Source organism: Marinobacter sp. W-8 (assembly GCF_044342215.1).
In the GTDB taxonomy this organism is placed as follows: domain Bacteria; phylum Pseudomonadota; class Gammaproteobacteria; order Pseudomonadales; family Oleiphilaceae; genus Marinobacter; species Marinobacter nauticus.
Genome location: NZ_CP172297.1, coordinates 1,704,490 through 1,726,243 on the forward strand (window position 1 = coordinate 1,704,490; position 21,754 = coordinate 1,726,243).

The 21,754-nt window shown below is 54.8% G+C and carries 16 protein-coding genes and 1 other RNA gene; 8 read left to right on the plus strand and 9 right to left on the minus strand.

Going from position 1 to position 21,754, the window contains the following annotated elements; all coding sequences use genetic code 11:
- From asnB to ACF8YQ_RS07975, 6 genes are read left to right on the plus strand one after another with little or no spacing between them, the layout of a single operon-like run.
- Positions 1-1,932, plus strand: a complete 1,932-nt coding sequence (asnB, locus tag ACF8YQ_RS07950) for an asparagine synthase (glutamine-hydrolyzing) (protein WP_396623119.1) — start codon at positions 1-3, stop codon at positions 1,930-1,932.
- On the plus strand, positions 1,925-2,998 hold the full coding sequence (locus tag ACF8YQ_RS07955; protein ID WP_396623120.1) for a hypothetical protein: 1,074 nt from the start codon (positions 1,925-1,927) through the stop codon (positions 2,996-2,998). Before asnB ends, ACF8YQ_RS07955 begins: the two co-directional genes overlap by 8 nt.
- Entirely contained in the window at positions 2,977-3,858 is an 882-nt protein-coding gene (locus ACF8YQ_RS07960; protein WP_153739955.1) for a glycosyltransferase, read from the plus strand. Before ACF8YQ_RS07955 ends, ACF8YQ_RS07960 begins: the two co-directional genes overlap by 22 nt.
- A 36-nt stretch (positions 3,859-3,894) precedes the next feature.
- Positions 3,895-4,794, plus strand: a complete 900-nt coding sequence (locus ACF8YQ_RS07965; protein ID WP_206852385.1) for a glycosyltransferase — start codon at positions 3,895-3,897, stop codon at positions 4,792-4,794.
- Positions 4,791-5,912: a GNAT family N-acetyltransferase gene (locus tag ACF8YQ_RS07970; RefSeq protein WP_153739954.1), complete on the plus strand. Its 1,122-nt coding sequence runs from the start codon at positions 4,791-4,793 to the stop codon at positions 5,910-5,912. Before ACF8YQ_RS07965 ends, ACF8YQ_RS07970 begins: the two co-directional genes overlap by 4 nt.
- A 12-nt stretch (positions 5,913-5,924) precedes the next feature.
- On the plus strand, positions 5,925-7,478 hold the full coding sequence (locus tag ACF8YQ_RS07975) for an exosortase/archaeosortase family protein (protein WP_396623121.1): 1,554 nt from the start codon (positions 5,925-5,927) through the stop codon (positions 7,476-7,478).
- On the opposite strand, the gene ACF8YQ_RS07980 is transcribed toward ACF8YQ_RS07975, so the two are convergent.
- From ACF8YQ_RS07980 to ACF8YQ_RS08020, 9 genes are all read right to left on the minus strand, one after another.
- Positions 7,420-8,490 carry a glycosyltransferase gene (locus tag ACF8YQ_RS07980; RefSeq protein ID WP_396623122.1) on the minus strand — a complete coding sequence of 357 codons (1,071 nt, stop codon included), beginning with the start codon at positions 8,488-8,490 and terminating at the stop codon, positions 7,420-7,422. The two genes, ACF8YQ_RS07975 and ACF8YQ_RS07980, sit on opposite strands and share 59 nt — an antisense overlap.
- A 67-nt stretch (positions 8,491-8,557) precedes the next feature.
- On the minus strand, positions 8,558-9,211 hold the full coding sequence (locus ACF8YQ_RS07985) for a PEP-CTERM sorting domain-containing protein (protein WP_396623123.1): 654 nt from the start codon (positions 9,209-9,211) through the stop codon (positions 8,558-8,560).
- Positions 9,212-9,386: 175 nt separating this feature from the next.
- On the minus strand, positions 9,387-11,351 hold the full coding sequence (locus ACF8YQ_RS07990; RefSeq protein WP_396623124.1) for a PA14 domain-containing protein: 1,965 nt from the start codon (positions 11,349-11,351) through the stop codon (positions 9,387-9,389).
- A 120-nt stretch (positions 11,352-11,471) separates the two neighbouring features.
- On the minus strand, positions 11,472-14,174 hold the full coding sequence (locus ACF8YQ_RS07995; protein ID WP_396623125.1) for a tetratricopeptide repeat protein: 2,703 nt from the start codon (positions 14,172-14,174) through the stop codon (positions 11,472-11,474).
- Positions 14,175-14,224: 50 nt separating this feature from the next.
- Positions 14,225-15,595, minus strand: coding sequence for a PEP-CTERM-box response regulator transcription factor (gene prsR / locus ACF8YQ_RS08000; RefSeq protein WP_396623126.1), 1,371 nt, complete (start codon positions 15,593-15,595; stop codon positions 14,225-14,227).
- A 135-nt stretch (positions 15,596-15,730) separates the two neighbouring features.
- On the minus strand, positions 15,731-17,869 hold the full coding sequence (gene prsK, locus ACF8YQ_RS08005; protein WP_396623127.1) for an XrtA/PEP-CTERM system histidine kinase PrsK: 2,139 nt from the start codon (positions 17,867-17,869) through the stop codon (positions 15,731-15,733).
- Positions 17,870-17,993: 124 nt separating this feature from the next.
- The gene (locus ACF8YQ_RS08010; RefSeq protein WP_011785102.1) at positions 17,994-18,941 is read right to left on the minus strand and encodes an SDR family oxidoreductase; all 948 of its coding nucleotides are present in this window, start codon (positions 18,939-18,941) and stop codon (positions 17,994-17,996) included.
- The gene (locus tag ACF8YQ_RS08015; RefSeq protein ID WP_396623128.1) at positions 18,941-19,756 is read right to left on the minus strand and encodes a lysophospholipid acyltransferase family protein; all 816 of its coding nucleotides are present in this window, start codon (positions 19,754-19,756) and stop codon (positions 18,941-18,943) included. The genes ACF8YQ_RS08010 and ACF8YQ_RS08015 overlap by 1 nt, the downstream gene beginning before the upstream one ends.
- 30 nt (positions 19,757-19,786) lie before the next feature.
- On the minus strand, positions 19,787-20,707 hold the full coding sequence (locus tag ACF8YQ_RS08020) for a D-hexose-6-phosphate mutarotase (protein WP_396623129.1): 921 nt from the start codon (positions 20,705-20,707) through the stop codon (positions 19,787-19,789).
- 109 nt (positions 20,708-20,816) lie between these two features.
- Here ACF8YQ_RS08020 and ACF8YQ_RS08025 point away from each other — a divergent pair, with 109 nt between their 5' ends.
- Together ACF8YQ_RS08025 and ffs are read left to right on the plus strand one after the other, a co-directional pair.
- Positions 20,817-21,572 carry a 2OG-Fe(II) oxygenase gene (locus ACF8YQ_RS08025; protein ID WP_396623130.1) on the plus strand — a complete coding sequence of 252 codons (756 nt, stop codon included), beginning with the start codon at positions 20,817-20,819 and terminating at the stop codon, positions 21,570-21,572.
- Positions 21,573-21,643: 71 nt separating this feature from the next.
- Positions 21,644-21,740: signal recognition particle sRNA small type (gene ffs / locus ACF8YQ_RS08030), an RNA gene on the plus strand.
- The last annotated feature ends 14 nt before the right edge of the window (positions 21,741-21,754 follow it).

Below are 21,754 nucleotides of genomic sequence, written 5' to 3' on the forward strand. Positions count from 1 at the left end.
ATGTGCGGTTTTGCAGGATTCGTAAACAGGGATGTGGGTCGAGGGCCCGAAACGACGCTGGAACGTATGGGTGAGGCTATCATTCACCGGGGCCCAGACGACGCCGGAGTTTGGGTGAGGGCCGAGCTTGGTGTTGGTCTGGTGCACAGGCGGCTGGCCATTCAGGATCTGTCACCGGCGGGTGCGCAGCCGATGGCGTCAGCGAGCGGGCGCTTTGTTATTGCCTTCAATGGGGAAATCTATAACTTTCGGCAGCTGCGAGCAGAGCTTGAAAAGGAGGGATGCACCTTTCGGGGCCACTCAGACACGGAAGTGATGCTCCACGCAATTGAGCGTTGGGGGTTGGAAGAGAGTCTGCCGAAGTTTTCGGGAATGTTTGCTTTTGCGCTGGTGGATCTGAAAAGCCGGGATCTGATTCTGGCCCGAGACCGAATGGGTGAAAAGCCACTGTATTATGGATGGCAAGGCAACACTCTGTTGTTTGGTTCGGAGCTCAAGGCGCTTCGGGTACATCCTGCATGGCAAGGCGGTGTAGAGCCTGGGGCGCTGGCGCTGTTGCTCCGGCACAACGTGATACCAGCACCGATCAGTATTCACAAAGGGATTTTAAAACTACCGCCTGCCTCGCTGGTTCGTTTTCCTCTTGATGGATCCTCACCGGGTATGTTACCGGAACCGCAACGCTACTGGTGCCTTGAGGATTGCTTTACAGAGAGCCGGGCGCCGGAAAGCTTTGAGGCTGCCAGTGACCAGTTGGAGGCTTTACTCGGGAACGTGATCGAAGACCAGATGGTATCGGACGTTCCTTTAGGTGCTTTTCTCTCCGGCGGTATCGACTCTTCCACCGTGGTTGCACTTATGCAAGCCCGTGCAAGCCAGAACGTGAGAACGTTCAGCATTGGCTTTGATGAGCCGGGCTTTAATGAGGCAGAGCATGCTGCAGAGGTTGCCCGTCATCTGGGAACCGAACACACGGAGTTGTACGTAACTCCCGAGGATGCGCTTGACCTCGTGCCACGATTGCCAGATCTATACGACGAGCCTTTCGCGGATTCCTCGCAGCTGCCTACTTTTCTTGTCAGCGAGATGACCCGAAAACATGTCACGGTGGCGCTGTCTGGCGACGGCGGCGATGAGCTTTTTTGCGGTTACTCCCGATATCCGTCGGTTCATAAACGTTGGCAGGTGCGAAACGGTGTTGGCGGTGCTGCCCGACGTTTGCTCACTCGTTTGCCAGAGGGCCCAACTGCGCATGTCATTCGGTCACTAATACCTTCGCAGCGTGGGCGCTCGGCTCTGGCGATTCGCCATCGACTGAAAGCGGAGCGAGCGTTGGCCTCGGCTGCCAGTCTCTCGGAATTCTACCGCCAATCGGTGTCTTTCTGGACCGAGCCAGAATGTTTCCTGAGCAATGTTAATGAGCCGCTCTACGGTTTGAGCGGGAATCTTCCGAATGTCATTCCTCAAGACAGCCTTAAAACTCTCATGTGGCGCGATCTGAATTGGTACCTGCCAGATGACATTCTGGTTAAGGTGGATAGGGCGGCCATGGCTTGCAGCCTTGAGACCCGGATACCGATGTTGGATCCCAACGTAGTTGCCTTCGCGCTATCTTTGCCGTTGAGCTATAACCTGAAAGGCGGCATTGGCAAACAGGTACTGCGAAGTGTGCTCTACCGACATGTGCCTCAGTCGATGGTTGACAGGCCGAAACAGGGTTTTGCAGTGCCGGTGGGACAATGGCTTAGAGGTCCATTACGTCCTTGGGCCGAGTCATTGTTGCAGCCCTCGGTGTTCGATAAGCAGGATTACCTTGATCGTTTGGTCGTTCATGCCTATTGGCAAGAACATCTTAAAGGACGGGAAGATTATTCCGCAGAATTATGGGGCATTCTGATGTTTCTTGCCTGGCTGGAGCGTATTGGTGGTTGACATTAAACCCTACGAAGAGCACCGACACAGGGAGCAGGTACTCAATCTTTTCTCTGATGTAGCGTTCAAGCGTGATATTTGGGATTACCAGTTTCTGGATAATCCCGGGGCTCGGGCTCGGGGCTTTGCCCCCGTGGTGGCAGAAGAAGAAGGCTCCGTTGTCGGGTTCAATGCTGTGGTTCCCGTGTCCATATTGTGGGAGGGCAGGCCTACTTCTGCGATGTGGAGCTGCGATTTCAAGGTTAACCAAGGCCTGCGAGGAAAGGGCATTGGTAGGCTGATCAAGGTGGAGCTTGCGCAGCGTTCTCCCATTCTAATGTCGTTTGGTATCAGTCCTGTGGCCGCCATTGTTCTGGAACGGATGGGGTGGCAAGCCAATAACGAGGTGCATTTTCTCAGGCGAATTCGAGAGCCCCGTTCATTCCGCGACTGGGCATTGATGGTTTTTCAATTCGGGACAAAGTTGATAACCCGCAGAACACCTCCAATGGGGGATTCCATATCGGTAACAAAGCAGCTTCCGGCCAAAGATGAGATCGACGCGCTGTGGAATTCGATAGCAAAAGGCTACGACAAGGCAATAGTGCGGAATTGGAGCTATCTGGATTGGCGATATCAGCAACATCCGTTTGCAAGTTATCAGTTTATAGAATTGAGAGACCGAGGCCGCACTCTGAAAGCTCTTGGAGTGGTACGAGAGTATGGTAGACAGGTGCGCCTGGTGGATTACCTCGGGCCGGCCAAATCGAAGGGGATAAAAGCAGCGGTTATTGAAGCAATACTCAGTAATTGGCCTGGTGCGTCGTCTTATTCCGCAATGACATCTGATCTGGAATTAAAGCAAGTAATGAAAGCTGCCGGTTTCTATCAGGGGCGCGAGCAACCCAGGTTCTTTGTGTGGGCCTCCCCGGAAAGTGAGTCTGTAACCGAGACCCAGCAGTGCATACAAGGTTGGTTCATCATGGGGGGGGATTCCGATGGTGAATTACTGCAGTCTGCTCGAGAAAACTGGAACGAAAAAGATACGAACAAGGAAGGCGGCGAATGTCGGTTGAAAATCCTTTAGTCACTATTATCACTCCGACATACAACCGTTCGGAATTCATCCTGGAAGCGGTTGAGAGTGTCATAAAACAGAGTTATCCGCACTTTGAGTTCCTCATCGTTGATGATGGCTCAACGGACAACACGGTCGAGTTGCTTCAGCCCTATCTCAAGGACGAGAGAGTACGTTTGTTCCAACAGGAAAACCGGGGGCAAAGTGTGGCCAGGAATGTTGCTCTTGCAGAGGCGGCTGGGGAGTTTATCTGTTTTCTGGATTCCGATAATTATTGGCCCCTGGATAAACTGGAAAGCCAGATTCGTATTTTTGAAAAGCATCCGGAAGTGGATGTGCTCTACGGCGATAATGTGATTATCAATGAGCAAGGCAAGGAAATCAGCCGGAAAAACATGTCTCGCTATTCCGGCCGAATTGCAGCCAGAATGATTCAGGATAACTGCGTTGCGATGAATACGACCATGGCCAGGCGGCGCTGCTTCGATGAAATGGGTGGTATGAGTGGTAAGCGAAGAGTGGCAGATGACTATGACCTCTGGCTTCGGTTTTCTGCCCGGTATGAATTCCGATACGAACCGGAATACTGGGCTTGGTACCGGGTGATGGAGGATCAGATTTCTTCGGATAAAACCCAACGCTTTAAAGTTAACGAAGCCATTATTCACGATTTCCGGCGTGAGTATCCCGAGGCGCTGAGTACCAGGGATTTTGATAAAGGATTTGCTCATTTCTATATCCGGAAGGGCCGCTACCTCGGAGCAACTGGCGAGAAGGCCGCCGGTCTAAAGGAGATTGTGAAAGCACTCAAGTACGCGCCTGCGGAGTCGAATGTCTGGCGCGCACTCTTTGCGGTAGCGCTGAAATAACAACAATGCTGAACAAGACAGGGAAGTAAAGTGGTCATGTCTTTGAGTCCTTTGGTGTCAGTCATTACGCCAACATTCAACCGAGCGGATTATCTGCCATTCGCAGTTGAGAGTGTGCTTTCACAGTCATTCGATGATCTGGAGTTGATTGTCGTTGATGATGGCTCCACTGATGGTACAGCTGAGTTGATGAAGAAGTATTTCTCAGATCCTCGTGTGCGGTATCTGCATCAGAAGAACCAGGGCCAGAGCGTGGCCAGGAATCGGGGCATTGATGAAGCACGAGGTCAGTTCATCTGCTTTCTTGACTCTGATAATGCCTGGGTCAGAACCAAGTTAGAACGCACGCTCAAGGCTTTCGAGGCAAATCCTCAGGCAGATATAGCCTATGGCGATTATATGGTCATAGACGGGGAAGGGCAGGAACGTGGCGTTAACCGAATGAAGCGCTATTCCGGTCGCATAACCCCTCATTTGCTGCGAGACAATTTTGTCAGTATGAACACCACCATGACTCGAAGGCGCTGTTTTGACGAGATGGGTGGCTTCGATAATGCAGACCGGCTGGCAGAGGATTACGGGCTTTGGTTGCGATTCTCTACTCGTTATCGGTTTCTCTACATTCCGGAAATCCTGGGGTATTACCGGGTAATGGAGAACCAGATTTCCTCTGATAAAGACAGCCGCTTTCGAGCTAACGAGCAGATTGTCCACAGCTTTCTGCAAGCCTTTCCTGAGGCGGTCACCCCAAGAGAAGCCCGTAGGGGGTTAAGCTATTTCCAAATTCGGAAAGGTCGGTATGAGCTTTCGGTAGGCCGACGTGATCAGGCTTTTCAATGCCTTCTTCGCGCCCTTAGACAGGATCCTTTTTGGTCCGGGCCATGGAGGTTTGCCTTCAAATTCGGGTTTGTTCCCGGTGCAGGGAGGCGCACATGAGCTATACCGTTCGCCGTCTATTTGAGAGGGATTTTTTCAACCTGCAGGATCAATGGGACGCTCTGCTCAACACAAGCAATGCAGACCCGTTATTTATGAGTTGGGCTTGGCAGGTGTCCTGGTGGGAAACCTGGGGCAATAAACTCGATTTAGAGCTATTGCTTCTTGCAGTATTCGACGGCGACGAAAACCTTGTAGGAATTGCGCCACTATACTTGAGCTCTGTCACCACACCGCTGGGATGGAAGGTTCGCAGGCTGCACGTGGTTGGCAATGCCTGGAAGCTTGGTCCCACGGTTCGGACAGAATACGTGGGCGTGATCGTTGAGCGCCGCCAACAGCAATCGGTGATGGATACGCTTTCTGATTATCTTGCGGGTCTTGATTGGGACGAAATGATCTTCGCTGATGCTTCAGCTCGGTCTATGAATATGGTTGAGACCAGTCTGTGTGACCGTCTGGATTTATCTCGCCTGGTCCGGAGTGAATCGGGCGGAGTAGTGATTCCGGTGCAGGGGGTGTTTGCCGATTGGTTGGCGCGCCTTGGCAAAAATACCCGATTGAAAGTCTATAACCGCCGTGACTGGTTTGAGAACTCGTTACAGGGGCGATATGAGGAATGTCATGATCCCCAGAGGTTTCTTGAGCAACTGAACCACTTTCATTGGGAGCGTTGGGGGAAACCGTGTTTTGACGAGAACGCTGTTCGCTTTCATCAAGCTATGCTCGCCCGTCTTTCTCGCAATCAGAGGCCCAGCTTGTCTGTGTTGACAGCCAGCGGAGAGGTGGTCTCTGTGCTTTATGATGTGCAAGCGGGTAACCGGGTATACAACCTTCAGGCGGGTTTTATGGAGAATTTGAACAGCAAGGTATCTTTGGGAACCCTACACCTGGGATATGCCATTGAGCGGGCGTTCCGGGACACTGAGGTTTTCAGTTACGATTTATTGGCCGGGGCGGGAAAGAACACCTTTTATAAAAGTCATTTCCGGGGCGAAGACGTGCTGTTTACAACCGTGGAGTATGTGCGTTCCCCGGTTCTGAAGTTGGCGTACAGTGCAAGAGGTTGCTTGCCTTCTCGCTTGGTATCGTCGATCAACCGTTTTTTTCGTCTTTAGTCAGGATTTGTGATGACCGAGGAAAGGATGCCGTCTATGAATTTAATGAGTCGTCTATGGCCATTTCTTGCTTTGCTAGGTTTGCTGGCACTGGTTACGTTTCCCTCGATCGACGGTATTGTAAACCGATGGCTCAAGTTGGATGAATCATACTCCCACGGCATCCTGCTTGCGGCGGTGTCTGTGTATTTGACAGCACGTGCAGCAAAGGCTCATCCAGTCGTTCCCGGGTTTTATCCGTTATGGCTTTTACCGTTGCTGGCCTGCTTTGGGGCGTATTGGGTAGGAGGCCTGATCCGGCTTCAGGCATTACAACACCTGTCACTGGTACCTATGCTACTGAGCGCTTGCGCCACGCTAATGGGGTGGCGACAGGTACGGTGGTTCCTTGTGCCGCTGGGTTTGCTGTTTCTGACCATTCCTGTGTGGGATTTCCTGGCCTGGACGCTACAGGTAATTACCGTTTCCGTTAATAAATTCCTGTTGGGTTTTTTCGATATTGATTTTGAGGTGGAGGGCGTTTTCGTTTACCTCATCGGTGTCGGAACCTTTGAAGTTGCTCATGGATGCTCTGGACTCCGGTATCTGCTGGTGGGGCAGGCGCTGGTTCTGATTTATGGCGAGTTATACCTGTCGAGGTTACGATCCCGCGTCACGTTATTCTGTTTGGGGGTGGCATTTGCTCTACTTGCCAACTGGATCCGGGTGTTCGTCATCATCTACATGGGGTATGAAACGAACATGCAGTCCGGCCTGATCGAGGATCATGAAAACTTTGGCTGGTGGGTGTTTGCGGGCACGCTTGTTCCCCTCTATTTTCTGGCTCGTCAGCTTGAGAAACGGGACGACCAGGTTGTTGCCAGCCAGGACAATGACGAGAAGCAAGATCACGCTAAACCCGCAGGTAAAACTACCGTTGCTGTAACGGTTGTCGCGCTGCTGGGGCTGGTTACCTGGATCGCTTTGCCGGACAAGCGAGGCAACATTGCTTCTGAACCCGAAGGGTACGCCATTGATTTAAGTGAAAGGTATTCACCGGTGTTCGGATCTGCACTGGCGGGGTGGCGCCCCAACGTTCTCAATCCAGACAGGGTGTATGCGCAGACCCTGTTTGACCGTTTGCAGGCCCGCGCAGGGCAAGGTTTGGGCACAACCTACTATCTGGGCGCTTTTACCTATGACTATCAAAGGCATCGTGCGGAACTCATCCAGTACAGTAACCGCCTTTATGACCGTGATTTCTGGATTCCGGAAGGCTTCTTTGATGTTGAAAACAGCCTGAATATCCCGGTGCAGGGAGTCACCCTGAAACATCGTGTTTCCGGACAACGTGTGCATCTGGGGTATAGCTACTTTGTTCAGGGGCAGTGGGAAACCGATCAGTGGCGCGCGAAGCTTGCTCAGGTGGGCGGGTTCTTCAGTGGCCGTGATGATGCCTCTTTACTCATCTCTGCAGTGGCGTGCGATGGTTGTGAGGTGGCTGCAACGCTTGCTGAGTTTATTGAGTCTACCTTTCCGGTGATTCTTGAGCAGATTGATCAAGAGGTGGTGCGACCGGATCCTTGAGCTGGCTCTCTAATCGGGAAAGAAACTGTTCGTGATTGGTTGAATACCATTCGATTGCCAGCCGGGACATGTGGGCCAGCGTGGCCGGTGGCTGGTCTATCGCAGCTTGAATGCTCTGCTCCAGAGCTTGCTCTGAGACAAGGTAACGGGTGCCCAGGCGAAACGTCAGCTTTCTTTCCACGTGTGCCAGAAATCCTCTGTCCTCCCCAACCAGCTCGTTCATCGGTGGTGCATCGCTTGTGATTGTGATGCAGCCGTAAGCCATGGCCTCGGCCAATACCTGGCCATAACCCTCCACCTCAGAAGGGAGTACCGCAAAACCGGCTTGGGCCCAGAGTGTGTTCAGTTCATTGTTCGTGAGGTTTTTCTCTACCCTGATATTGGCGGCGGGGGTGGTGTCCAGATGCTGGGAGACGACGACCAGTTCTGGCCATTCAGGGTGCCTCTGCCAACATGCCATAACACGCTGCGTGCCCTTGAACTGACTGTTTCCGGCTACATGCAAAGCCAAACGGTAGTCTTTCCTTTGTGAGCCGGTCTGAGCGCTAACTTCACCGCCGGTAAACCCGAGGTATTGGGTGTCTGCATGTAAGGCGGTAAAAATCGATACCGCGTGCTGTGTTTTGCAGAGTATACGGTTGATAAAGCTGAGGTAGGGACCTCTCGATTCAATGAACCATTCCTGGTTAGGGATGAGCCAGTGGTGTCGGCCAGCAGCCAATTGAGATATCCAGACATTCTCGAGGTGAATGACGAGATCCGCCTGTTGAATCGGACGTAGCAGCCTGAGTAAGCCGATCTGACTGCGATAGAAGAGTTTGCTGAGAAATCCGGGGCAAAATCGTTTTAATGCCTTGAATCGATAAGCTGAAAGGCGGGAACGCCATACGGGAGTAGGGGGCAGTTGAACCTGCCTGGTCTGGTGCCCAAGCCGCTGCAGGGCTGCTTCCAGTATCCGGGCATCTTTTTGCAGCCCTCTGCCGCTATTGGCATAAACAATCAGTACATCCATGAACCTGACCTGAAATGAAAAAACCCTGCAAGTGCAGGGCTTTTAAAGCGTAGCATAGAACTCGATGTCAGGCTTTTTTACGGCCTTTCATTCGAACTGCAATGCCTGCGAGGCCGAGGCCGAGCAATGCCAGCGTGCCAGGCTCGGGAACCTTGGTAGCGCGAACTGCGATAACCATGTCGTCGTGGTTATCGTCGCCTACGTAACCGTCATCCAGGCTGATTACAAAGTAATCATCTTCAACGTAGAAGAGGTTGAAGTTTGTGCTGGAATTGGGCTTGGTAATGTCGTTGAACTGCCCGCCATTGTTCGCATCGTTGTTGATGGTAACACCGCTACCGTTGATGAACTTGAAGTTCAGCAGGGCGTCAAGGCCACCGTAGAATACAGCACTGTATTGGTCATCTACGGAACTATTGGTATCGAATACCAGCGTGTTACCCCAGTAGAACTGGTTGTTGTCCGCAGCTTCTTTACCCAGGTAGGTAAAGGTCAGCTTGAACGGATCGGAGCTGGTGGATTTCAGGTTGTGGCCGAACAATACGGTATCACCCACGTTGTACAGAGGTGCATCCGCTGTCCAGGTACCACCTACGCGAGTGGCGTAATCGTTGTCTCCCGGAACACTTTGCTCAGCTACAGCGCCAGGTGCGTTTGCATTGGCAACAGAATCGATGTAGGCAGCCTGAGCTACTCCCGCAAAACCGACGGCTGCAGCCATTGCTAAGCCTTGAGTCAATTTTTTCATTTGAGTCACTCCTCCAGTGAGTGGTCTTTGCGTTACGTCATCCTCTAATAAGCAGGCTTCGTGCCAGATTTTAAGTCATTGAATATTAATAAACTTTTCTGGTTCCTGCTGTTTGGTTGTAAAATAACTCGACAACCAGAATGCTCACTTAGTTAACCTGATGCTCTACCGGATCAGACGGTTCACTACTCAATCCATTGATATCAATTACCTGAATCGTAAAGTACCAGGTGCCGGGCGCCAGGCCGGTAACCGTGGTTGAGGTTGTGCCTGCAGGCACCTCCAGAGTTTGAGTCAGGTTTGCAGCATCCTGTCCGTAGTTGATCCGGTAACGGTCAATTTCGCTCAGCGAAATGCTGCTGCCGTCTACCCTGGTGCCGGGAGGCGTCCACGACAGTGTCACACTGCCGCTGGCATCGCCGGTACCACCGGGCTGGCTGGTGACCGGTGATTCTGGCTCCGATACGGTTTCGAGCGTGTACGGGTGCAGGCCCGATTGATAAGCCTCAAGAACCGTCACGCCGCTATCGTTAAGCACCCGGCTGGCTGATGGTTGCATCAGGGGGAGTCCGTAGCGAAGTTTGTAAAGATCGTCGATGCCGTCGTTCAAGGTGCTTTCGGCGAACTCGCTGTCCAATGCCAGATGCTGGACGGTGTTGGTCGTGGATATGGCATCTCCAGTGGCGGCGTCGGTAATCGCCAGTTGTGCTGTGGCACCCCAGCCGAACTCAAAGTACTCCATGGTGATGGCAACGGGGGTCCCCGCTTCGAGGCTCGCTGTGGCGTTGTAGCTGGTGGGGGATTGGTTCTTCCACTGATCAATGACGGTAGACCCGTTGAGGAAAAGCCGAACTCCATCATCCGTGGTGGTGGTGAAGGTGTAGTCCCGGGTTCCTTCATTGTGAGGGGGGGTAAACCATCCTTGCCAACGCACGCTGAACCGGTCTCTTGGAAGCTCCGCTGACGGGCTTCCACTATTCCAGTTGAAGTTGACGCTCGCATCCCGCTGACTGTAAACGAAGCTGTCAAACTCGGTGCCTGTGAAGTACTGGCCGACGAATCCGGTTGCATACGCTTCCTGAGGGGCAGGGAAGTCGCTGGCATCGGTGGGATTGGTGCCCGCCTGGTACTCTTGCAGGATGGTGTAGCCATCACCGTCAAGATCTACATTGGCATCGCCCGGGTTGGTGGGGTCCGTGCCATAGGCGTATTCGTACCCATCCGGAATCCCGTCGTTATCAGTATCTTCGGTGCCGGGATTGGTCCTGGCCCAGAACTCATCCATGGCGGTAAGCAGATCATTGTCGGTATCGGATTTTGCATCGGCCGCATTGGATGGATCCAGCCCGTACACAATCTCCCAGTTGTCGTACAGATCATCACTGTCCGCATCAAGTGGGGGGTACTGGCTGTTGAATGAGAGGCCCTGTTCAGCGTCAAAGTAGCCGATTCGGTAGCCCAGATGGTAGGCATCTTCGGATGTCATCTCGGGGGCCGAGTCAGGGGCTTTCTGGGCGTAGCTGTGTAGCGCGCTGCCGCTGATCACTTGCTGAGAGATGCCGGGGCCGGACCAGGCAACGGTGAAGTGGTCGTCCCATCCACCTTCCTTGTGTCTGAATTCAAAGTAATATTTTTTGCCGGCCTCCAGATATTGTACGCCGGAGGTTTGTGAGGCATAGCGGGTGAAATTATCGAGGGGCGTGGACATGGTGGAGGCGATCTGAACCGCACCGTCCGGGTTCTGGGAATCAGATAACCACAGTTGTGTCTGATCGTCGCCACTGATGTAAAAGGTGTATTCGCCCGTTTCGGGGGGCTCGATAAAGCCCCGGATCAGTGTGCCGTAATTATTGGCTCGGCTGGTGGCTTGGCGTAGTTGGGTGAGTTCAGTGATTTCATCGGGCGAATCCGGATATTTCTCTGCGTCCAGCATGCCCTGAACGTAGTTCCCGGAGATACCGTCAAAATACCAGACATCGACCTTTCCCGGTTCGCTCGTCTCTGGTATCGCGGCTGTCGGTGGCAAATCCTCAATATCCCTGAACTGCCAGTTCTGACAGCCGCTGAGCAGAACCACCACGGTGCCTACGCTCAACACTTTGATAGCAGCCATAACCCACCTTCCTTGCTATTGGAAACAATATGTAAAGTATTGTTGCAGTGTGTCAGGGCTGCCACCGGCGGCTAGGAACGTTTCGTTATGTCCTCTTTTTGGTTATAGCGCGAGTAATGATTAGCCGTTGTTGCCTGTGCTGAACTTGTCCATGATCTGCTGGGCGGCATCCGTGCGGCCAGTGGCTCGATAAGCTTCGGCCAGATGCATGGCAATTTCCTGGGAATCCGGTGCCAGGGAATGGGCTCTTTCCAGTACAGCCAGGCTTTGCTCGTGTTCACCAGCCTCGAACAGGATCCAGCCGTAGGTATCTGCAATCGCAGCATTTTCGGGCACCAGTTCGTAGGCGCGTTTGGCCAGTGATGCCGCTTCGCTGTTGCCGGCCTCGTAATACAGCCAGGCAAGATTGTTCAGCGCCAGGGCGTTGTCCGGGGCCAGTTGCAGAACCTGCTGGTAGTGCTCCATGGCAGCATCGGTCTGGCCTGTCTGCTGGGTCTGGAGTGCCAGATTGAGCAGAATTGCAGCATTGTTCGGGAACTGCTTGTTAGCTTCCTGAAGTGCTTCTATCGCATTCTGGCTGCGGCCGGCATTGGATAGAGCGCGGGCATGGGCGATGGCTAGTTCTGCGGTTTGTCGTTTGGCCAGCGCCAGTTGATAAAGCTCAGCAGCTTGCTGATGTTCGCCCTGGTTTTCGTAATAGCTGGCTTCTACCTGGTAGGGCGCGGGGGAGTCCGGATGATGCTGCTTGGCATCCTGCAGCGCACTTCGCGCGGCGGTTGCGTTGCCATTGCTGAATTCGATGGCAGCCACTTTTAGGGCGATGGCCTCGTTCTCTGGGAAGAGCGCTCGTCCGCGGCTCAGGATCTCCAGAGCGCGCTCGCTGTTGTCGCGCTGTGCCATTTGAGTGGCAATGCCTTCATACACCGCAGCGACCAGCGGTTCAGCCGGTGAGGGCTGGTCTTCGCGCTCTCTTTCCATCAACCGGGCGGTAAGTTCATCGGCTCGCAACGTATCGTTGTTGATCAGCGCGGATTCCAGAAGGATCAGCCGCGGTCCGTTTGCCTCAGGATGTTGCGTGCTGATTTCCTGCATCAGCCCGGTCAGTTGATCGCGCTTCATCACACCAGCAAGGGCCTGAATGGCGGGCAGGTTGTTCGGGTTGGTTTCGACCGCCTGGCGGTACCAGGCAATCGCCTGCTCCGTGTTCTGCTGTTCGCGGGCAAGGTTGCCCAGAGCTACCAGAGGAGCTGCTTCTTCCGGGTGTTGCTTATGCGCCCGCTCAAAGTAGCTGGCCGCCTGTTGAGTGTTGATCAGGCTGCTGGCCAGGTTTCCGCGGGCAATCAGGGCAGCCATGCTGTCCGGGTTGGCTTTAAGCCAGGTATCCAGTGTTTCGGTTGCCGCCTGTGAATTGCCAGACAACGCCTGGGCCTGGGATGTCAGGATTGTGGCCTGCAGGGCCTCCGTGGCATCCGATGGAATCTGACTGGCCTGTTTGATGGCAGTGGCGAAATCTCGGGTTTGAGTGAGGTAAGCCGCATAGCGCAAACGCAGATTGTGATTGTCTGGTGCCAGTTCCAGCGACTTTTCCAGGAGCTGGCGGCCACTCTGATCGTCGCCAGAGGCCAGGCTTGCAATGCCGACCAGTGCCAGTGTTTGTGGATCGGCGTCGCTGCCTTCCAGGTCTTCCAGCAGTGATTTTGCACCTGCCGGGTCGCGCATGGATATGCGGGTGGCGGCCAGTAGTTTGCGTACCTCATCGGCATTCTCCATATCTGCCAGAGGTTCGAGCAGTTTCTCCGCTTCCTGGGGGCGGCCTTGCCGATAACGTATTACGCCCAGCATCAGTGCGCTTTGTTGATGGTTGGGTGCCTGGTTGAGGACTTCCTGCAAATACCTGGCGGCGGTATTCAGGTCGCCATCATTATAGGCTGAGGCCGCGGCTTCCAGGTTGCTTTTGATCGTACCCGGACCGGACTTGGCAAGGATTTCCTCGTAGACGAATGCCTCGGCGGATTTGCCTTGCTCACGCAATACGGTGACCAGCGCTGAAATGGTCTGGTATTTCCGGAAGGTCATTACGTCAAACTGGCCAATGGTTTCCAGTGCACGTATGTACGCCTGTTCTGCCTCGGCCCATTGTTGTTGAGCATGGGCGAATTGCGCTTTCCAGAGCCAGAGCTCTTCGTGTTCAGCGTCAATCTCTACGGCTTTCTCAAGGCGCTCCTTTGCAACGTCCAGATCGCCTTGGGCAGTGGCAACACGGGACAGGCCGACCATGGCAACAACGTTATTGCTGTGTTTGTCGAACGCGCTCTGGTAGGCCTCTTCGGCTTTGTCAAAGTCGCCGCTGGTCAACCAGGCGCGACCTTTCAGGTTGTCTGCCTGCAACTGTTGATCCGGAGAGGGCGATGAAATCTGGTCCAGAGATTCCAGGGCTTCCTGGTGTTTACCCTGGAGAATACGGGCTTCAGCCCGGATCAACGCAGCCTGGTTGCGTTCCGATTGGCCCAGCTCCTCGATGTTGGTGTTTTCAAGGAGTTTGTCCAGTTGCCGTTCAGCGTTCGCGGCATCACCGGCGGTAAGCAGGTTATTGATGATGACGAAATAGGGGGCTGTGCGATTGGGCTGGAGATCGATGGCGCTTCTGGCCTCGATGGTGCTTGCCTTGAGCTCACCCTGGCGCTGGAAAAACCGTGCCTGGTCTACATGGCTGATGTACTGAATGTCTTCCTGAGACATGTCCGGTTCGCTGTTGCACCCCGTCACGGCCAAAGCAATGGCAGCGGATAGCAGTGATGCACGCGCAATAGTTCTTATCTTCATGCCCTGTTCCTTCCTTCGTCGGGTCTTGTTCTGTTCCAGCATTGGGTGTCTCAGGCCTCGTTTGGGGCCGTGTTGGTTTCAATACGGTATTTGTCGGTCAGGTTGTATAGCGTCGGGCGGGTAACGCCCAGCAGACGCGATGCCTGAGCCATGTTGAAATTACTGGTGGTCAGGGCCTGTATAATGGCTTTTCGTTCTGCCGCTTCGCGTACCTGGCGCAGGTTGAGCTGAAAGTCGGTGTCGCACGCTTCAAGGGGCAGAACCAGGTCTTCGGCGGTAATGCGCTTGCCGTCGGCCATGATGATCGCCCGCTTCACCTTGTTGATCATTTCACGCACATTGCCTGGCCAGCTGTAGGCATTGATGGCCTGAACGGCATCGTCCGAGAACGTGAGGTTAGGGCGGTCCATCTGTTTGCCCAGGGTTTTCAACAGGGACTGCGCGATCACCAGTGGGTCACCATCCCGTTCACGCAGGGCAGGTACATCCAGTGTGATTTCGCTGATCCGGTAATAGAGGTCTTCCCGGAAATCCCCCTGGGCAATCAGGTCCTGAACATTTCGGTGTGTGGCGCACACCACCCGGACATCAACGGGAATCGGTTTTACCGAACCTACCCGGTCGACCACCCGTTCCTGGAGGAATCGAAGCAGCTTGGCCTGTAGCGCCATCGGCATGTCGCCAATCTCGTCGAGAAACAGGGTGCCGCCGTTGGCGCTCTCAATCTTGCCTTTCTTGGATTGGGTCGCGCCGGTAAAGGAGCCTTTCTCGAACCCGAACAGTTCGCTTTCCAGCAGGTTTTCTGGAATGGCGGCGCAATTGATGGCCGCAAAGGGTTTGTCGGCGCGATGGCTCAGGTCGTGCAGGGCCCGGGCCAGAAGTTCCTTGCCGGTACCGGTTTCTCCGGTAATCAGGGTGGTGACATCGGTAGGCGCAACTTTTTCAACCGTGCGGCAAATCACCAGCATTTCGGGGCTGGCGGCAACAATGCCTTTGATGTTGGTGCCATTGCCTTGCGAGGACAGTTCGCGGTTTTCTTTTTCCAGTTCCGCGAGGCGGAATGCCCGATTTACCACAAAGGTGAGGATGTCGGCATCCAGGGGCTTCTGATAGAAGTCGCAGGCTCCCATGCCTATGGCCTTGACGGCGTTTTCCTTGTCTTCCCTGCCAGTCACCACGATCACTTTGGTCATGGGCGCCAGGCGAAGGATATCTTCCAGCAGGGCGAAACCTTCAGTGGCGCCGCCGGGGTCGGGTGGCAAGCCAAGATCCAGCGTCACCACTTCAGGCTCAACACGCCGAAGTGCCGTTAGCGCTGCCTCCCGATCAGCGGCTACCGAGACTTCAATGTCTTCACTGAAGCACCATCGCATCTGGCTCTGGAGGCCAGGATCATCCTCGACTATCAATAACTGCTTCACAACAACAACCAGTCCTTTGTTCCGTGTTCATATCGGATAGACGCCCATGAGGCGAACGCGATTCCATGACTCTGATTCTTAACTGAACATTGACACTTTGCAATGCTCGCTTAATAAAATAGTCTTCTCCGCCGGTTAATTGACGGCTTGCCTGCCTTCCTGCAAACCGGAATCTGTCGGTTCCGGCTTGTTCCCGGCTGATTCGCCGGTCGCTGCATTGGCCAGCGGAATACGTACCGAAAAGCAGGAGCCCAGGCCGGGCTCGCTGGTTACGTCAATCGAACCGCCGAGTTCCTGTATGTATTCCCGGGCCTGATAGGCTCCAATCCCCATACCGGTAAGCCCTTTGGTGCTTTCGAAGGGTTTGAAAAGCCGGGTGCGGATAAACTCTTCCGTCATGCCGCTGCCGGTATCCTGGATAAACAGCACCACGCTGCCTTTGGCCGTTTTCAGGTTCAGTGTGATTTCCCCGGTTGGAGCCGTGGCGTCCTGGGCGTTGCTAATCAGGTGGCCCAGCACGCTGCGCAGCTGTTCTTTGTCGGCGCATACCTGGATGGCGGGTGGAGCACCCAGTAGCATCGGTGCCGGGCTGCGGCGGCTGTTGTCTTCAATCAGCTCGCGGACCAGTTGGGTCAGGTCTATGGGAGCACGTTGCTCGTCCGCCCCGGAGGATGGTTTGCGGATATGATCCACGAGGTTCGACATTTTGCGGACCGCATGATCGGTGGTGGCAATCATGTCGTCGATAAAGGCTGGGTTGTTGCGATGTTTGGGCGCATTCTTGACCAGTAGAGACAATTGGGCGATCAGTGTTTTCAGGTCATGCACCATGAACGCGCTGGCCTTGCTGACGGCTTCAAACTGCATGGCCCGTGAGAGCCGGTTCTGGGCATCGTTCTGGGCGATGAGGTTGCAGGTCTGGCGGGCTACCACCTTGATCAGGTCGAAGTTCTCCCAGTTAAGCTCCACCCTGGCGTAGGGAGCGCCGACCATGGCAATGCCGTAGAGTTCGTTATCGAGATACAGAGGGATGACCAGCCAGGCTTCCGGGGTCTTGGTGATGGAGTCCGGTATTTCCAGCAGGTTGTAGCTCACCGGGTCTTCCCGGTATTCACTCAGATCAATGATCCATTCACGATCTTTAAAGAACTTCACCATGTCTGAGTCTTCGTCAATGATGGTGTGCTTCGGAGTCGCGATATTGACGCTTGCTTTCAGGTGGAAATCTTTCTGCTCGCCCTTTATCCAGAGTGCGCCAGCATTGCTTTCCACCAGTCCGGCCAGAATGCGCACTACTCGTTCGGGCAGGGGTGGTTCGTTGCTCAGGTTGGCAAGTTCCTTGGTGAGCTTGAGCCATTCATCTCGATAGTCGTACTTGTAGTCAAAGAAGTTCTGGCTGATGAAGACCATCAGGCGGCCGCGAATACGCCTCGACAGCAGAAGTGTTACCAGAAATGCCAGGGAAACGGTGATGAACAGAACCTGCAGGGCTTCGCCCCACTCACCGCCCAGGGCGCGCACGTAGTAACCGCCGATGGCCAGCAGTAACAGGTATCCGCCCGCGAAGATGAGTGTGCCAGCGTGAAATACGGCCGAACGGGACAGCTGGAAGTCCACAGGTTGTTTGCGTGTGTTAACCACGTTAATGGCAAAAAGGGGCATGAGTGCGGCGTTCACAAAACCGCGCGCATTCCAGAACGAATCCGCGACTTGCCCGAACAGCAGAGCATCAGCATACATGAAGAAATCAAAGGCGAAGATGGTGGCAACGCCAATGCACAGGTACTTCATGCTGGAGCGGCCGAAGACAGTAGAGTTTCGCCAGATTTGCTCGACCAGCGACAGGCCCAGAAGTGACAGGGCGATCTGGCCGATCACCTTGGTTTTACCGCTGACAAGATCGATGTGGAGGGCGAACTCAAGTGTGCCAAGGGCCAGCAAGGTGATGATCAGTATCGCCGTCGCGGCACCCAATACCTTCTTTATTTGACTGGTGAACCGGCCTTGGCGAAAGCCGTCGCGAAGCATGGCGAACAGCAGGAGCAACCAGGCTGTGTCTCTGAGCAGTTCCAGGAGGTAGCGGGTGAAGAACCCGGGCGATCCCCAGAGGCTTTGGGTAACCAGGACGGAGGCCCACAGGGCGGTAACAATGGCGGCAAGGAACAGAGCACGATCAATGTCGCGGCGAAGATAACGGGTTGCCACAAGAACGGCCAGAACCGCAAAGACAGCGGCTGCCGCACCGTGACTGATCACGCTGAGATCCCTGAACATTAGCTCTTTCCTTGAACACCGGGAATCCCGGGCCTGCCGGTGCCCGGGTACTGTATTTAATATGTACAGGGTAGCGCCGAAAAGGGCCGTTCGTCTATTTGAATACTCAAATTACCGATGAGTTTCACACCGGTTTTTTGTTATCGCGATAATACCGGAAAATCTCTTTCAATGGCCGTTTGGGCTCAAAACCGAATTCCCGGGCGAAGGCGCGACCGTCAATCACCACCGGATATTTGAAGAATGCCATCAGGTACGGAGGGAAGCTGCGCAGGTTCAGAACCCGGGCAATGGCCTTCGGCACGCTCGGTGGAATGGAGGGAATGGGTATGGTTTTGCAACCGCAGAGCTTCAAGGCGTGCTGGTAGGCGACCCAGTCTTGCGGCGCGACATTGAACACGCCTTTTACGGGCTTTGCCCAGGCGGCGACAATGGCGTCTGCCATATCGTCGATATGGATGAACTGCATCATCGGCGAAAAGCCAGCCAATACGGGTGCCCGCTCACTGCTGAGCAGGGTGCTCATGGTATTGCGAACACCGGGGCCCACGATGTTGCAGGGCCGAAGAATAGTGATGTTGAGTTCCGGGTAGCGCCAAAGATAGATGTTGGCGAGGTTCTCAAGCTCCACTGAATCCACCAGGTCGGCACTCAGGCCTGCGCTTTTGAGGGGGGCGGACTCGTCAATCAGCGCCGGGTTATAGGCCACGGCACCATAGACGTGGTAGGTGGAGAGCACAATCACCCGGCGTATGCCGTATTTGTGGGATAGGTCCAGTAGCTTCTGGGTGCCCAGTACATTGGCGTTATAGCGGCGCATGCGGGTCAGTTGGCTGGAGAGGATGCGGCCGAGATGTATCACGCCATCAAACTCGTAGCGTCGGAACAGGTCTTCAAAGACCCGCTTGTTGAAGTCAATGCAGTAGCTGGGAATGTCGTCGCCCAGATAAACCTGTTCCCGGAAATCGACGGCCACCAGGTCGCAGCTTTCTCGCAGGCGGCGGATCACCTGCTGGGCCAGCGCACCGGCAGCACCGGTGATCAGAATGCGGGGTCTTTGGTGCTTGCTCATCAGAACAGCCTTTTCCTTTCGCTCAGTCCCTTGTCAATCAGTCGGCTGATCTCGGCTTTCACAGTCTCTACCCGTTCGGTGACCTGTTCTTCAGGGATTTCGGTATCATCAAAATACATGGGTTCCCCGAAATTCAGGTGTACCTTGGCGGGGAGCACCACGGGCAGGGCTACAGGAACGTAGGGTACGCCCAGGGCATTGGCCAGGGGTTTGATGTTGGCAATGGCCGGGATGGTCTCTTCGCAGCCCACTACGCCCACAGGCACAATGGGCGCCTTGTACTTCATGGCCAGATGCATAAAACCGTTGCCGAAACGCTTCAGTTGATACCTGTCCCGGTAGAGCTTGCCGGAGCCTCTTACGCCCTCCGGAAACACAATCACTGCTTCATTGTTGGCGAGCATCTTCGCGCAGTTGACCGGGTCTCCGAGCACGGCGCCGATTTCGTTCAGGAGATTGCCAAGCCACGGCACCGTCGGAAAGAAGCGCTCGATCATGGCGCGGGGAATTCGAGGATTTTTTTCCCGTGAGGCGAGGGCGTAACCAATGAGCAGGCCGTCGATGGGTAACTGGCCGGAGTGGTTGGCAATAATCAGCACCGGGCCCTCTGCCGGCACATTGTCAACGCCGGAGGCGCTGACCCGAAAGTATTTCTCGTAGATTTGTCGGGCAACGGAAAAACCGTACTTCACCGCTTCGTTGTTATAACCCCAGGGATCGTAGCCCAGTGTGCCGATGGGTTTGCGAATGCGGTTTACCTGCTCGTCCAGTTCTGCCGGTATCAGTTTCGATCTCAGATACGATGCCAGGCCCATGCCCGCTCCCTGTGTCAAAGAAGTTGCCGCTCAGGCGCGGCCGATGAATACGCCCATTGTGTGGCTCTGGCCTTCATTTAATACCCGATAATCCGATGCTGCATTGGCTGTTTCGACGCACAGCATTTTCTGCCAGGCAGAGTCCGGAAAATCTGACAGGCGTTGCGCTTTTCCGGGGCCTGGGTTCCAGACCACGGTTGAGTCACTACCCACAGAGGTAAGCTTTCGTTTGCCCGCAGGCGTTACCACCGTCAGTGCTTCGCCGGTTTCGTATATCCGGTCCACTTCACCCTCGAAGTAGACCGGCCCTTCCTGTGAGGCGTATTCCCAGTCTTTCAGAGTGTCGATGTACTGGCTGTTTCCGAGACCCAGCACGCGGGTTCGCTGGATGTCGTCTGTGGGCAGGTAGGTGTGCAGCGCCTGGCTGAACGCCAGCGGCGCTTTTGAGAGATTGGTGGTTGTCAGAGCAATCTGGCAACCGCGAACGGAAAAACTGAATGTGATCAGGGCCAGGGCGTGGCCATCCCAGTGTTCTTCAAAATCGTCGTTGGCGCTGAGCGACAGGCTGATCTCTACTTCATGGGCGCTTTCCCGAACATCTTCCAGTCGCCATAAAGCAGTGCGGGCAAAGCCGTGGGCTGAGGATGACGCTATGCGCTTGCGGATTTCCGGCGGGTTCCGGAGTGGGTCTCCAAACCAGGGCCAGCACACGGGAATGCCACCGCGAATTGCCCGGCCAGGTTGAAAACGGGCGAGTTCACTGAGCCAGAGCCAGTTGCGTTCATCCTTTGGCGCGAAATGAGTGAGGTGTGCCCCCTGCAGAAACAACGCGGCCTGGAACAACGGGTGATGAACTTCAAGTGCCTCCAGTTGCCCGATGGTACTCCAGCGGGTAAATGACCAGTTGCCCGGGCCTCCGGTTGCTGGCGGCTTGCTACTGCTGTCCGACATATTCAGAAACTGCTTCCTTTAGGTAAAACTCCGTAGCTTCAGAGTAATTTAAAACCGTGCGCGCGGCGAGTTTCTGAATACAATACGTCAAAATTGTGAGGGTCTGAACATGGAATCAGAAAATCCGGTAGCGTCGGTCTTGCCGATGCCGGAGCCGCTTCTCGAGCAGTCCGCGGGCCAGTTGGACAAGGTGGCTGGAGACATTATCGGGGCAGCTGGCCGCTGTGATTCTTTGTTGGTCTCCGATGGCTGGTTGGATGAACTTGCCGATAGACTGAGCGAGAAAGCCTGGATTGAGCTGGATCTGCTCGGTCATTTGCCCGTTGGCCTGATCACTGCGCTTCGTAACGAGGTAGAGATACTGGACCGTACCGAAGCCATGGGGCGAGCAGGGATTGGGCGCGGTGCCGATCTGACCCGTGATCGCAGCGTCCGCCGGGATAAAATCGCCTGGCTTGATGGCTATACCGCCGCCCAGTCGGAGCTGTTCCGGTTCTTTGATTCCCTGCGGGTTGGTCTGAACCAGCGCCTGTTTCTTGGGCTGAAGCGCTATGAAGCGCATTATGCCACCTACCAGCCTGGCGATTTCTACAAGCGCCACCTGGACAGTTTCCGGGGCAGGGCATCCCGAGTGGTCAGCCTGGTGCTGTATCTGAATGAAGGATGGCAGCTGCAAGACGGGGGAGAGTTGCGGGTGTTCAGCCCCGACAACGAAGATCAGATGGTTGGTCTGGTGCGGCCGGAAGCAGGGCGTGTGGCTCTGTTTCTGAGTGAGGATGTGCCCCACGAGGTATTGCCCGCCAATCGCACCCGGTACAGCATTGCCTGTTGGTTCCGGCAGGACGAAGTACCTTTGCCGTTGTAGTCCTTATACCCTTCTGTTAATATGCGCGCCGCTTTCGAGGGAAATGCCCCGAAACGCCGTTATGGTGGCCCCATTGGTGCCCCCGCAACATGAAACCGTGAACCCGGTCAGGCCCGGAAGGGAGCAGCCGAAGCGGTGGATGTGTGTGCCGGGGGATTGCTGGTGGGGTCACCCCCATTTCC